This window comes from Dyadobacter arcticus, assembly GCF_011762185.1.
Taxonomy (GTDB): domain Bacteria; phylum Bacteroidota; class Bacteroidia; order Cytophagales; family Spirosomataceae; genus Dyadobacter; species Dyadobacter arcticus.
In genome coordinates, this window is record NZ_JAASQJ010000002.1 from 35,499 (window position 1) to 47,965 (window position 12,467).

The 12,467-nt window shown below is 44.6% G+C and carries 12 protein-coding genes; 10 read left to right on the forward strand and 2 right to left on the reverse strand.

Annotated features, from left to right (window positions below; translation table 11 throughout):
* Nucleotides 1–23: 23 nt before the first annotated feature.
* The 8 genes from FHS68_RS07700 (at nt 24) to hslV (ending at nt 7,187) form a co-directional block, all read left to right on the forward strand.
* The gene (locus tag FHS68_RS07700; RefSeq protein WP_167268858.1) at nt 24–755 is read left to right on the forward strand and encodes a class I SAM-dependent methyltransferase; all 732 of its coding nucleotides are present in this window, start codon (nt 24–26) and stop codon (nt 753–755) included.
* Nucleotides 755–1,546, forward strand: a complete 792-nt coding sequence (locus FHS68_RS07705) for a class I SAM-dependent methyltransferase (RefSeq protein ID WP_167268860.1) — start codon at nt 755–757, stop codon at nt 1,544–1,546. The genes FHS68_RS07700 and FHS68_RS07705 overlap by 1 nt, the downstream gene beginning before the upstream one ends.
* Nucleotides 1,543–2,361, forward strand: coding sequence for an aldolase/citrate lyase family protein (locus FHS68_RS07710; protein WP_167268862.1), 819 nt, complete (start codon nt 1,543–1,545; stop codon nt 2,359–2,361). Before FHS68_RS07705 ends, FHS68_RS07710 begins: the two co-directional genes overlap by 4 nt.
* Entirely contained in the window at nt 2,358–3,302 is a 945-nt protein-coding gene (locus FHS68_RS07715; RefSeq protein ID WP_167268864.1) for a D-2-hydroxyacid dehydrogenase, read from the forward strand. Before FHS68_RS07710 ends, FHS68_RS07715 begins: the two co-directional genes overlap by 4 nt.
* Nucleotides 3,302–4,033: a glycosyltransferase gene (locus FHS68_RS07720; RefSeq protein WP_167268866.1), complete on the forward strand. Its 732-nt coding sequence runs from the start codon at nt 3,302–3,304 to the stop codon at nt 4,031–4,033. Before FHS68_RS07715 ends, FHS68_RS07720 begins: the two co-directional genes overlap by 1 nt.
* 168 nt (nt 4,034–4,201) lie before the next feature.
* Complete coding sequence (locus FHS68_RS07725; RefSeq protein WP_167268868.1) at nt 4,202–5,965, forward strand: pyruvate dehydrogenase complex dihydrolipoamide acetyltransferase; 1,764 nt, start codon at nt 4,202–4,204, stop codon at nt 5,963–5,965.
* A gap of 37 nt (nt 5,966–6,002) precedes the next feature.
* On the forward strand, nt 6,003–6,539 hold the full coding sequence (locus tag FHS68_RS07730) for a hypothetical protein (protein ID WP_167268870.1): 537 nt from the start codon (nt 6,003–6,005) through the stop codon (nt 6,537–6,539).
* Between the two features lie 105 nt (nt 6,540–6,644).
* Nucleotides 6,645–7,187: an ATP-dependent protease subunit HslV gene (gene hslV / locus FHS68_RS07735; protein WP_167268872.1), complete on the forward strand. Its 543-nt coding sequence runs from the start codon at nt 6,645–6,647 to the stop codon at nt 7,185–7,187.
* A gap of 64 nt (nt 7,188–7,251) precedes the next feature.
* Here the strand turns inward: hslV and FHS68_RS07740 are convergent, their stop codons facing one another.
* Both FHS68_RS07740 and dacB read right to left on the reverse strand, forming a co-directional pair.
* Nucleotides 7,252–8,274, reverse strand: coding sequence for a hypothetical protein (locus FHS68_RS07740; protein WP_167268874.1), 1,023 nt, complete (start codon nt 8,272–8,274; stop codon nt 7,252–7,254).
* Between the two features lie 82 nt (nt 8,275–8,356).
* Nucleotides 8,357–9,829: a D-alanyl-D-alanine carboxypeptidase/D-alanyl-D-alanine endopeptidase gene (gene dacB, locus FHS68_RS07745; protein WP_167268876.1), complete on the reverse strand. Its 1,473-nt coding sequence runs from the start codon at nt 9,827–9,829 to the stop codon at nt 8,357–8,359.
* Nucleotides 9,830–10,039: 210 nt separating this feature from the next.
* On the opposite strand from dacB, the gene FHS68_RS07750 reads away from it, so the two are divergent.
* Together FHS68_RS07750 and FHS68_RS07755 are read left to right on the forward strand one after the other, a co-directional pair.
* Nucleotides 10,040–11,464: an MBL fold metallo-hydrolase RNA specificity domain-containing protein gene (locus tag FHS68_RS07750; RefSeq protein WP_167268878.1), complete on the forward strand. Its 1,425-nt coding sequence runs from the start codon at nt 10,040–10,042 to the stop codon at nt 11,462–11,464.
* A gap of 33 nt (nt 11,465–11,497) precedes the next feature.
* Nucleotides 11,498–12,451 (forward strand): acetyl-CoA carboxylase carboxyltransferase subunit alpha, encoded by a 954-nt coding sequence (locus FHS68_RS07755; RefSeq protein ID WP_167268880.1) that lies wholly within the window; start codon nt 11,498–11,500, stop codon nt 12,449–12,451.
* Nucleotides 12,452–12,467: the final 16 nt, after the last annotated feature.

Below are 12,467 nucleotides of genomic sequence, written 5' to 3' on the forward strand. Positions count from 1 at the left end.
GAAAGTTTCTCAACGCACCGCATATGAGCATAGTCGTCTCCAATATCCGCTTTCATAACAATCAGCAGCTGGATTATTTCGGCCAAAAGATCAAAAAGACCATGATCCCCGTCTATTCTCCCTATGTGCGCCGGCACGTTCGGGAAGTGATTGATTTTGGGGGGATTAAAAAAAGCGACCGCATTATCGACGTGGCCTGCGGAATGGGTAAGTACACGCTGAACTTTCTGGCCCAAGGTTATAAAGTGGAAGGCCTGGACCTCTCGCCATTTCTGCTGCAACAGCTCTTAATCCACAATGACAATAAATTTCCTGTAAAACTGCACGCTGCGGACATTCTAGATGCACCCGACGAGCTTACTGAGCAATTTGATGTGGTCATGGGTTTTATGGCGCTACATCATTTTCATAACCTGGCGGCCTGTTTTCAGGCGATGTACCGCATTGCCAAGCCGGGCGCAAAACTCGTTTTCCTTGAACCAAATGCCTATAATCCACTTTATTATGCCCAAATCGCATTCACGCCCGGCATGTCGTGGAAGGGTGACAAAGGCGTTGCAGATATGACAAAAACCAAATTATTCGGCGCAATGGAATACGCAGGATGGAAGAATATGAAAATCAAGCGCTTTGGATTTTACCCACCGTTTCTTGCCAATACCGCCATGGGCCAAAAAAGCGAAAAGGTACTGGAAAAACTTCCCGGCCTGAATACATTTCTGCCTTTTCAAATCATCACCGGAGAGAAAATATAATGGTTGAGAACAGGGAAAAGTGGATCGTTTCTTACCCGGACGACGGCAATACGGTTTGCTTCGAAATGGAGGATATGTCATTTTGGTACCAGCACCGGAATGAATGCCTGGTAGAAGCCATGAAAGCCAATCATTTCCCAAAGGACTTTTATGATATCGGTGGCGGCAACGGCATTACGGCGCTGGCCATGCAAAATGCTGGTTATGAGGTCACATTGATCGAGCCCTATCTTTCAGGCATTCAGAATTCACAAAAAAGAGGGATCCGGAATACAGTTCACAGCACATTGGAGGACTATGTTCCCAAAGTGGAAGGTACCATTCCAGCTGCGGGTTTTTTTGATGTAATGGAGCACATTGAAGACGATCAGGCATTTTTAAATAAGATTAACCATTTACTGGAAAGCAACGGATTGATCATGCTGACCGTACCTGCCTTCAACAGCCTATGGTCGGACAATGATGAACAGCTGGGACATTTTCGTCGCTACACATTGAATGACCTGACCAGCATTCTGGCGAAATCAGGATTTGAGGTTACTTATAAAACCTATTTCTTTTCATTGGTTTGGCTGCCAATGTGGCTGATGCGGGTCTTACCCAATAAGCTTGGCATTGTGAAGAAAAATTCACCCGAGAAAAAGAAAAGTGAGCATATGGCCGGAAACCCTTCGACCTCCCGGTTTCTGCGGAGCTTGTTGAAATGGGAAATCAGCGCCATCAAAAATAAAACTAAAATACCCGTTGGAACAAGTTGTCTCATAGTAGCCAAAAAAACGAGGAATGTATGAAGGAAATGCTACCAACGGAATTCAATTTATTTCTGTTTTCCAATAATCCGGTAATAGCAAGTCAGGCGATAAGTGCTGGTATTGACGGCGTAATTGTCGATTGGGAAAACCAAGGGAAAAAGCTGCGGCAAGATCGGTTTGATACGCAGATCAACTACGATTCTTACGAAGATTTATGCAGAGTTAGAGACGTTCTGCCCGCCGGGAAGCTGATCTGCCGGATCAATGGGTTTTCGACGGAACATACCCTTCACGAAGTTGAACTGGCTATAAAGGCAGGGGCTGACGAGATCTTTTTACCGATGGTACATTCAGCAAACGATGTTCGCCAAACCCATAGGCTCATCGCAAATCGGGCTGGCTTAAATATTCTTATTGAGACCACCTCCGCGTTGGAATGTCTGCGGGAACTGGCCAGTCTTCCACTCAGCAAAGCATATATTGGGTTAAATGACCTTCATATACAACAAAATAGCAGAAATATATTTGTGCCGCTGATGGACAATACGGTCAGGGATATCCGGAAACACTTTACCATTCCTTTGGGCGCAGGCGGCGTTACGTATCCCCCTAACGGCCATCCTATTGCGAGTAAATATCTGATTAACGAATACGCCAGGCTAGGTATTAATTTTAGTTTTTTGAGACGGTCATTCATGAAAGACCATCAGCATCATAGCATGGAGTTCATTGTTCAGAATATCAGAAAAGCTTATCATGAGGCGTTGTTAAGGTCAGAAGAAGAAATTGAATTGGATTACAGGCAATTTAAACAGCAAGTGGAGAGCTGGACCACCAATCCGCATTACGTATGATCCTTTTAATGTACGAACCTGTACCGGATCATTTTACAAAATTGAAGCAAATCGCTCCTCACCATGAAATCAGCTGGGTTTCAACGGAGAACGAAGCGCAAGAACTCATCAGAACTGCCGAAATCGTACTGGGTAACCGGTTTTTTCTTCAAAGCCTTCCTTATGCCGAAAACCTGCGCTGGATGCAATCCAACTCCGTCGGCGTGGATCTGATATTGCATCAGAAAAATGTTCTTATTAAAAAAAACATCATTTTAACCTGTGCAAAAGGGGTTTACGACGCTGAGCTTGCCGAACATGCCCTGGCATTACTGCTCACGCTTTTTAGGTCGCTTCATTTGCTGAGGGACGAACAAAATACAAAATCCTGGAAACGCCACCGGCTTCCTACGTTGCATGGAAGCAGGTGCATGATTGTCGGCTGGGGAAGTCTAGGTCGGGAAATCGCGCGATTGATACACGCTTTTGGGGGTATCGTTTCGGGGGTCCGTAATCAAGCCCAAGATTCGCTGGATGGTGATTTCACTGTTTATGGTTCCAATAACTTTCGGGAACAATTACCGCAAACGGACGCATTGATTATCTGCCTTCCTAAAACCAGTGAAACGCATCACTTCATCGGTCAGCATGAACTTCAAAAATTGCCAGAATCTGCTTTTGTGGTCAATATCGGGCGCGGCGGTACATTGGACGACAACGCACTTTTACGTCAGATTCAAGAAGGAAAACTGGCAGGTGCTGCATTGGATGTATTTGAAACAGAGCCGCTTCCTGCTGACCATCCCATGTGGATTGAACCTCGAATTGTCGTCAGTCCGCATGTGGGAAGAAGCCTGGAAGGCCCGGCTTTCCGCTGGCAAGCCTTATTTGAAAAAAACCTTGAACGGTATGTCAATGGCGAGAAATTGCTGAATGTGGTTGATTATCAAAAAGGCTACTGATGATCAGAATAAGCGTTGTTGTTCCAGTTTATAAAAGTGCGAAAACACTGGTGGAGCTGCATCAGCGGATTGCGACGGTCGCAGCTGCGCAAAATTGGGATTGTGATTTGGTTTATGTTAATGATGCTTCCCCCGACAACTCGATATCCATTCTGAGGTCGCTCTCGGGAAATATGCCTTTTCAAATCGTAAACCTCAGGCAAAATTTGGGGCAAAGCAGCGCAATCCTGATCGGAATGGCATTTGCGAAAGGGGAAATCATCGCTTGCATGGATGCCGATTTACAAGATGAGCCGGAGTTTCTGCCTGCGATGCTTAATTCATTTGCCCCAGAATATGATGTCATTTTCGCTCAAAGGAGTGGCAATTATGAGTCTGGCGGCCGATTAGTCACATCCTTTATTTTTAAATCCCTGGTTTCAATATTTTCAAAAGGCCGTATTCCGCTGCATTCGGGATTGTTTTTGATAATTAGAAACACAGCTGCTCAAAGTTTATTGCCATTTCTTTCCCAATCCCCATACCTGATCGGATTGATCGCGAAAGCCAGTCTGCAATGCACTGGAATAGGCGTGACACGAAGTGGTAATAAACTCGGTGAAACCTCTTATACCTTCACCAAGCGATTAAAAGTTGCCAGGAGCTTTTTCAGTACTTTGAGGATGACGCCGTTAATGGAGAAAATGGCAATAACCCGCTGGATTGCGTCCCAGATCGCTTCCGAAGAATAGGCGGTTGACTAAAAAGTATTCGGAAAATACTTCTCGATAAAGCGGGTTGGTAAAACATTCAATTTGGTCAACTTTATGATATGAAAGGCCTGAGGTATTCACCTTTTGTTGTAATTTTGACTTAATTCTAATTTCAGACCAAGAAACTAAAATACCTTAACAAGCGATATGGCAGAAGTAATTCGTATGCCCAAAATGAGCGACACCATGGAAGAAGGTGTTATCGCAGAATGGCACAAAAAAGTAGGTGATACAATAAAATCCGGTGAAGTTATTGCTGAGGTCGAAACTGACAAGGCAACCATGGACCTGGAATCTTATTATGACGGTACCCTTCTTTATATTGGTGTAAACAAAGGCGATGCTGTTCCTATTGACGGAATTATGGCCATCGTCGGGGCCCAGGGTGAAGATTACAAAGCGCTTTTGGAGGGTGGAAATGGAGCCGCTAAAAATGGCAGCGCTGAATCTGCGCCTGCCGTTGAAGAGGCTAAGCCTGAGGCTACACCTGCTACAGAGGCACCGGCTGCTGCCGCACCGCAACCTGCCAAAAAAGCGGCTGCTACCACGACGGCTGCACCTGCTGCCGCAGCGGCTGCTGCCACAGCGGCTGTTGAGAAAATCAATGCCACAGTCGTTCGTATGCCAAAAATGAGTGATACGATGGAAGAAGGAACCTTGGTATCCTGGCAAAAGAAAGTTGGAGATAAAATAAAATCCGGAGATATATTGGCAGAAGTCGAGACAGACAAAGCCACAATGGAGCTGGAAGCTTACGAAGATGGCGTTTTGCTCCATGTCGGCATCAAAGAAGGTGAATCTGTTCCAGTGGATGGCATTATCGCCGTCATCGGCGAGGAAGGGGCCAATGTGGAGGCACTGCTTGCAAGAGAAAATGGTGAAGGCGGAGACGAAGTGGAAGTGGAAAATATTTCGGCTGCCGACGAGGGCACCAAACCCGCTGACCAGGTTAATGGCCAGGAAAAATCTGTTTCTGTTGCCGATTCCAGCGAACGCATTAAGGCGTCTCCTCTTGCTAAAAGGCTGGCAGATGAAAAAGGAATCAATCTTAGACAGGTAGAAGGAAGTGGTGATAATGGAAGGATCATCAAACGTGACGTGGATGACTTCAAACCAGCCGCAAAAGGAACTCCTGCCGAGGCACCAGCCGCTTCACCGGCGCCAGCAACCAAAGCTGCAGAACCAGTTGCGCCTAGCGCTCCCGCATCCGGTACGCCAGCGGCTACAGGCGATTACACAGATACGCCGATTTCGCAAATGCGCAAAACCATTGCACGCAGGCTGAGTGAAAGCTTATTTACCGCGCCGCATTTCTATGTGACCATGGAAATCGTGATGGACAAAGCTATGGCGCTTCGTCCGCAGTTGAATGAAGTTAGCCCAGCGAAAATCTCGTTTAATGACATGGTGATTAAGGCTTGTGCGCTTGCATTGAAACAACACCCAGCTGTTAATTCAGCTTGGATAGGCGATAAAATCAGAAGATACAACTATGTAAATATTGGCGTGGCAGTGGCAGTAGATGAAGGTCTGCTGGTTCCTGTGATTCGCGACGCAGACAAGAAAACAATGTCCGTCATTTCAGGAGAGGTAAAAGAGCTGGCTGGTAAGGCGAAAGATAAAAAATTGCAGCCAAAAGAATGGGAAGGAAATACATTCTCGATTTCAAACCTGGGAATGTTCGGAGTGGATGAATTCACAGCCATTATCAACCCGCCAGACTCGTGTATTTTGGCAGTTGGTGGCATCAAAAAAGTAGCTGCTTTTAAAGAAGACGGAACGGTTTATCCGACCAACATTATGAAAGTAACACTGTCAGCCGATCACCGCGTTGTCGACGGTGCCAGTGCAGCCCAGTTTCTTTTAACTGTTAAAAAGCTGTTGGAAGAGCCGATGAGTATGCTTGTTTAAGATTTCCAAAATTCACACACCTATAAACTTACACGCTATGACACCTAGTCAGAGATTAGATCAAATTGAACCAGTTATTGCGGAGTTGATTGCCAAGGTTGATTTTATGGAGAAGAAACTTGAAAATTTGACGCAGGTTGTTTTAAATATCGGTCGCATTGTTGAAAAGCAAAGTGATGACATTACTTTCTTGCTTAAAGGCCAAATGGCCATGTCCGGCAAGATTGACAAAATTGAAGGACGGCTTGATAAAATTGAGGTGCGGCTTGATAAAGTTGACGTGCGACTTGATAGAATTGAAGTCCGACTTGATAGAATGGACGAGCGCTTTGATAAGATTGATGCTCGACTTGATAGAATGGACGAACGCTTTGATAAGATTGACGATCGACTAGATAGAATGGACAAACGCTTTGATAATATTGATGCTCGATTAGATAGCATGGACGAACGCTTTGAGAAGATTGAAGTTGGACTTGAAAAGATGGACGAGCGTTTCGACAGTCTTGATGCGAATGTCAATAAAATAGCCGCAACACAAGATGCGATTCTGGCGATTCTGACGAAGAATTAATTCAAGTAAAAATAAACATACAAAGTGTCAGGTTTTCCAGCCTGGCACTTTTGTTTTAATTGCCGGTTCAAGGAATTCCGGAATTTTAATCAGTAAAACCACTTCATGGAAAAAATACACGCAACCACCGTTCTGGGCGTACTTCACAATGGAAGCGTTTCATTGGGCGCGGACGGACAGGCGACAATGGGAAATACCGTTGCAAAAGGCAATGTAAGAAAGATAAGAATCTTGTCTGGAGGGAAAATACTGGCGGGATTTGCCGGATCCACTGCGGACGCTTTTACCCTTCTTGAAAAATTTGAAGAAAAATTAAATGCATACGGCGGTAATATGAAACGTGCCGCAATTGAATTGGCAAAAGACTGGCGGACTGACCGTTACCTTAGAAAGTTAGAAGCCATGATGATCACAGCAAGTAAGGACGAAATTCTTGTTATTTCGGGAACCGGTGATGTTTTGGAACCTGAGAATGGCATCGCAGCGATTGGATCCGGTGGTAACTATGCCTTATCTGCCGCCCAAGCGCTGAAAAAACATGCGGCCCATTTGACAGCAGAGGAAATGGTCCGTGAGGGACTTACTGTTGCTGCCGATCTTTGCATTTACACCAATCACAATTTCATTATCGAAAAGGTCGTGCAATAGGATTTGCAACGTCTTTCAATATAGAGCCGAAAATTCATCAGTTTTCGGCTTTGTTTATGTTTCGCTATCTCTTAAATATCAACCTGAATGCTTTTTTAACCTTGTGTTCGTACAAGTCCTGCTTCTTCGCTAGTTTTCCTTGCGCAAATCTTAATCTGGACAGTAGCTTATAACCCAAATCGAGGGAAGCATCCGTCTGAAAATTCTCAATGAGGTATTTCAATGCATTGGCTTCACTCAAATTGTAGTTATCCTCTTTTGAGTAGGCCTGGATCCCCTGCCCGATCGGATTAAATGTGGAATGTAAAGCATAGTCTTCCAGAACAAAATGTTTGAACTTATAACCCTGGTTAACCATCTGATAAAACCATCCGGTTCCAAGATCCGCTGTAAAACCCCAATTTCCGCCAAAACAAACATTGTTACCCTTCGGTAAAGTCTCTTTCCGGTAAGTTGAGAGTTTGATCATGCAGGCATATTCATTCAGCCGACATTCCGGCATCGGATAAAAACGGCCTGTTTGGATAACCTCAATGTCTTTTTCCTTGCGTGGCGTATTGTATTGCTCATGAAGCTCGAGAGCCTCTGCCTGAGTTGGAATGAATTCATGAAATTTTGAACCGTGACAAACACGCGCGGAAAATCCGGGGCAAGACCAACATTGTCCGATTGAACCCGTTCCGGCAATGCTGTCGTCACTTGTGATAACCGGCATCATATCCCCGATCATATCTTTATGAAACACCATATCATTATGCATGATGAAAAGATACTCTGAAGTGGCATTGTCGAGTGCGTATTGATACGGGATTTGCCAGCGGTATACCGAATCGTTCCTGGTTCGCTCGTAGTCCAGGCCACCCAGCTGATAAAAGTATCTGGGAAAATATAAATCTATTTCAATCAGTGGCCGGATCTCTTTGATTATCTGATAAATGTCCCCGAATTTGTCAAAAGGCTGCCTCCTTTCCACTGTAATGTAAAGTTTATTAATGTTGTGCCGGCTGTATTTTAGTAATGTGAGTATCGAAATAATCGTCTGGTACGGTTTGCCATAGTAGATAACACATACATCAGTTTTAATCATGATTGAACAATTGGTAGCGTCGCTTTAAAGCAATTTAATTTTCAAAAACTCTGAAATGCAAAGTAAAGGTATTGCTTGGAAATTATAGCTGCCCGATTAACGTCATCAACCGCACGAGTTCATCAGAAACAAGACGCTGGCTGCCAGGCATGTATTTATTTGCAATAATGGTAAAGCTGATCAATGCGCCCGATTTAGCAGTGACGTATCCGGCAAATGCCCTTGTACCCTCAATAGAGCCACTTTTGACATGCATATTACCAGCCGCTTTACTTCCCTTTCCAAGATTGCGCACTGTTCCGTTTTGGCCAAGAACGGCAATGCTTTTATAAAAATCAGTAAAACTCGCATCCTTATTGGCCAGATTGAGGATGTCCGTCAGGCCGTTTGCAGTGATAGAACCTGATGGCGATAAGCCACTACCGTCTTTAATATTAAAACCCCTCAAATCAGCTCCCTTTCCCGCCCACAATACAGTTATCGCCAAAGCCGCATCATCATAATCAGATTTCCCCGACAACCTCTTTCCGGCTTGTTTGAAAAAGGTGTCTGCAAAAAGATTAATGCTCCAAAAATTCGCCTGCTGGCACAACTCGCGGAGTGGCGGGGATTTATATTCGTCCAAAATAACCTTGGAATTTGGCGTCAATGCGGTATTGGGTTTCAGAATAAAGTTCTGTTCCAAAACCAGTACCGAAGCGTTAATCAAGCTTTTTTTAAATGCAAAAGCAACATAATCAGCGGGGTTGGGAATAGAACCCTTCACTGTAAACGTAGGCTGACCCGCCGGAACAGTTCCCGTCAGCAAAATATTGTTTCCCAAGGGACTGCCGTATACAATTGTTTTATCACCCGATCCTTTTTCTCCGGTGGTGACCTGATTTGTAAATGATAGATAGGGTATTTCCGGTTCAATGCCTAGAAAACCAGCCGGATCTCCTGGCTCTGTTCCCGGCTTGAATTTGATCCTGTATAGGTTTTCATTGAAGTTAAGTCCTTGAACACCAGCGCCATAGTAATTACCTATATCGCCCCAGATCCAGGTGCTTGCCAATGTTTCGCTATCAAAGAAAGAAGCGTCTGCTATAATTTTTCCCTTAATGTATTTGATCCCCGCCTTTTTTACCACTGCTGTCCACCGGTTGAGCAATTCATTGGATTTTAGATAACCTGTTGAACGGTCACTCCCAAGCGAGGGGTCGCCGGTCCCCCGAATGTATAGATTGCCTGTCAACGTATCTCCTTTGATCACACCATCGTGTTCTAAGAACGTTTGAAATTTAAAGTCGCCGCCGAAAACGGATAGCACCGTTGCGGTTGAAACCAGTTTTAAAGTGGATGCGGATGGCAAAGAACGTTCTTGATTTATCCCAAATACAAAGCCCCTTTCCTTAACCGATTTTACACTCACAGCCAGAGAGCCGCTGCGCATAATTTCGCTGTTCTGAAGTTCCAGCACTGCATCCCGGAGACTGTTCAGCGCAATGCTGTCTATGGTTTGGGAAAAACCTTTATGAAAGAAAAATAGTAAAAAAAAGAATGGGATAAATCTCATAAACGTTCACCAGAGCATCCGGATGAGGGAAAAAGGAGGATACGAAAATCTAAACTAATAAGGAATGTCCAAATCTCACTCTCTTTTTTGGTACTTTTGTCAGATATTAGGCATTTGATAAAGTGCCTTGAAAGAAGGACTCAATAATAATATTGATTTTTCCGGTTGAAGGAAAAATCCCAATATAGCGTTCACACCCCATTTTAATCTATGAAATTGACATTTTGGGGAGCTGCACAGCAAGTTACAGGTAGCATGTTTCTCCTGGAATCTGATGATTACCGCATACTGATTGACTGTGGCTCTGACTTTGATTTAGACGAGATTGGCAAGAAAACCAGATATGATGAGCAAAAAAGTGTCTTTCCGTTTGAAGCAAGTTTTATCAACACGGTACTTTTAACACACGCCCACATTGACCATTCCGGCAACATTCCCAATTTATATAAAGAGGGATTTGAGGGCCGGGTCGTTTGTACCGAACCTACCCTTGCGCTCACTTCATTGTTGTTGAAGGATGCCGCAAATCTGCACCAGAAGCGCCTGAACGCCCGTAATAGCTCCTCTTCCAGGAAACGTGGCAAAAAACCAAAAGAAGTCCCAAGGGATTACTTTGTGGAAAAGCACGTGTTGGAAGCAATGGATAATTTTGTTTCGGTATCATTTGGTCAACGCTACCGCATTGCCGATAACATAACCATTACATTTTATGCTGCCGGCCATTTGCTTGGTGCCGCGCATATCGTGGTTGAAGTCTATGAAGATGGCCAAAAGAAAAAAATCTGCTTTTCGGGGGATATTGGCCGCAAAAATTACCCGTTATTGATCGATCCTCAGGAGATCCCACAGGTTGATTATCTCATTTGCGAGTGCACTTACGGCAATCGGCTGCATGAAAACCAGGCTGCTCCGGTAGAGGCTTTGGCTGATGTGATCCGTCGTACGTGCATTGACATTCCCGGAAGGTTAATCATTCCCTCTTTCAGTGTAGGCCGTACGCAGGCATTGCTCTATACTTTGAATAAATTGTATATGGATAAGTCATTTCCATATATTAAAGTCTTCTCCGACAGTCCGTTGGCCCATAGCAGCACCAAGGTATACCAGCGTCATGTCAGGCTCCTTAATAAAGAGGCACGAAGTTTTCAGGAGGACAATGATATGCTTTTTGATTTCGAAAACCTGATTTACCTGGAAAGTTCAGACGCGAGCCGTGCGGTATCCAATTACAATGAACCGTGCATCATTATATCGTCTTCCGGAATGGTACAGGGTGGCCGGGTTGAGCAGCATGTGGAAGCAAATATCGGAAATCCTTATGCAACTATTCTGATGATCGGTTATGCCTCGGAAGGAACACTTGGCTGGCGGTTATTAAATGGTCAGGACACGATTTCCATTCGCGGAAAGCAATTGCCTGTCTTGGCTAATATTGAAAAAATTGACGTATTTAGCGGACATGGAGACCAGGCTGATCTGGTCAAATTTGTTAAAATGCAGGATCCGGAAAAGCTTAAATGCGTTTTCCTTGTCCACGGAGAGCAGCAAAGCATGGCTGACTTCCAAAGTATCATTAATGAACAAGGCTATAAGTCGGTAGAAATACCATTGAGAGGTCGGACTTACGAATTATAATCACCTCCCGGCCTAATCACGAGAACCTAATTTATGAGAACATACCTGGATTTTGAAAAACCTATGTCCGAGCTCGAACGTAAGCTCGAAGAAATGAAAACATTAGCAAAGGAAAACAATGTAGATTTTTCCGATGCGATTTCCTTACTGGAAAATAATATTACAAATCTTCGAAAAGAAATATTTGAAAACCTTACGCGCTGGCAGCGCGTACAGCTTTCACGTCACCCCGATCGTCCGTATACGCTGGACTATATCGAGCTGATCTGCGACGAATTCATCGAATTGCATGGGGACCGCCAGGTGCGAGACGATCCGGCTATTATCGGTGGGCTGGCCAATGTCGGTGGACATTCGTTTATGCTGATTGGTCAACAAAAAGGGCGAAATACCAAACAGAGGCAGCACCGGAATTTCGGTATGCCTAACCCCGAAGGTTATCGGAAAGCATTGCGCTTGATGAAACTGGCCGAAAAATTCAACAAACCCATTGTAACCCTCATAGACACTCCCGGCGCATTTCCAGGGATGGAAGCCGAAGAGCGTGGCCAGGGCGAGGCAATTGCCAGAAATCTCAAAGAAATGTTTATGCTTAAAGTTCCGGTGATATGCATTGTCATTGGTGAAGGAGCATCCGGTGGCGCTTTGGGAATTGCGATCGGAGACCGTGTTTTAATGTTGGAGAATACCTGGTACTCCGTTATTTCCCCTGAAAACTGCTCCGCAATTCTTTGGAGAAGCTGGGATTTCAAAGAGCAGGCGGCGGAGGCAATGAAAATTACGGCAAAGGATATGAAGAAAAACAACCTGATCGACGGTATCATTGCAGAACCATTGGGCGGTGCGCATTTGGATCACGCCTGGATGGCGGAAGAACTGAAAAGAGTAATACTTGAAAACATAACAGAGCTCTCGGCAATAGACCATCAAGACAGAATCGATCAAAGAATCGATAAATTTTGCGCCATGGGAATAGTTGTTGAGTGAAACATTTTAGAAAGCA

Bases quoted from the DNA above. Each gene is read 5' to 3' on its own strand.
- FHS68_RS07710 (WP_167268862.1), top strand. From the start codon at position 1,543: ATGAAGGAAATGCTACCAACGGAATTCAATTTATTTCTGTTTTCCAAT.
- FHS68_RS07725 (WP_167268868.1), top strand. From the start codon at position 4,202: ATGGCAGAAGTAATTCGTATGCCCAAAATGAGCGACACCATGGAAGAA.
- FHS68_RS07730 (WP_167268870.1), top strand. From the start codon at position 6,003: ATGACACCTAGTCAGAGATTAGATCAAATTGAACCAGTTATTGCGGAG.
- FHS68_RS07705 (WP_167268860.1), top strand. From the start codon at position 755: ATGGTTGAGAACAGGGAAAAGTGGATCGTTTCTTACCCGGACGACGGC.
- FHS68_RS07720 (WP_167268866.1), top strand. From the start codon at position 3,302: ATGATCAGAATAAGCGTTGTTGTTCCAGTTTATAAAAGTGCGAAAACA.
- FHS68_RS07715 (WP_167268864.1), top strand. From the start codon at position 2,358: ATGATCCTTTTAATGTACGAACCTGTACCGGATCATTTTACAAAATTG.
- hslV (WP_167268872.1), top strand. From the start codon at position 6,645: ATGGAAAAAATACACGCAACCACCGTTCTGGGCGTACTTCACAATGGA.
- FHS68_RS07740 (WP_167268874.1), bottom strand. From the start codon at position 8,274: ATGATTAAAACTGATGTATGTGTTATCTACTATGGCAAACCGTACCAG.
- FHS68_RS07700 (WP_167268858.1), top strand. From the start codon at position 24: ATGAGCATAGTCGTCTCCAATATCCGCTTTCATAACAATCAGCAGCTG.
- dacB (WP_167268876.1), bottom strand. From the start codon at position 9,829: ATGAGATTTATCCCATTCTTTTTTTTACTATTTTTCTTTCATAAAGGT.
- FHS68_RS07755 (WP_167268880.1), top strand. From the start codon at position 11,498: ATGAGAACATACCTGGATTTTGAAAAACCTATGTCCGAGCTCGAACGT.
- FHS68_RS07750 (WP_167268878.1), top strand. From the start codon at position 10,040: ATGAAATTGACATTTTGGGGAGCTGCACAGCAAGTTACAGGTAGCATG.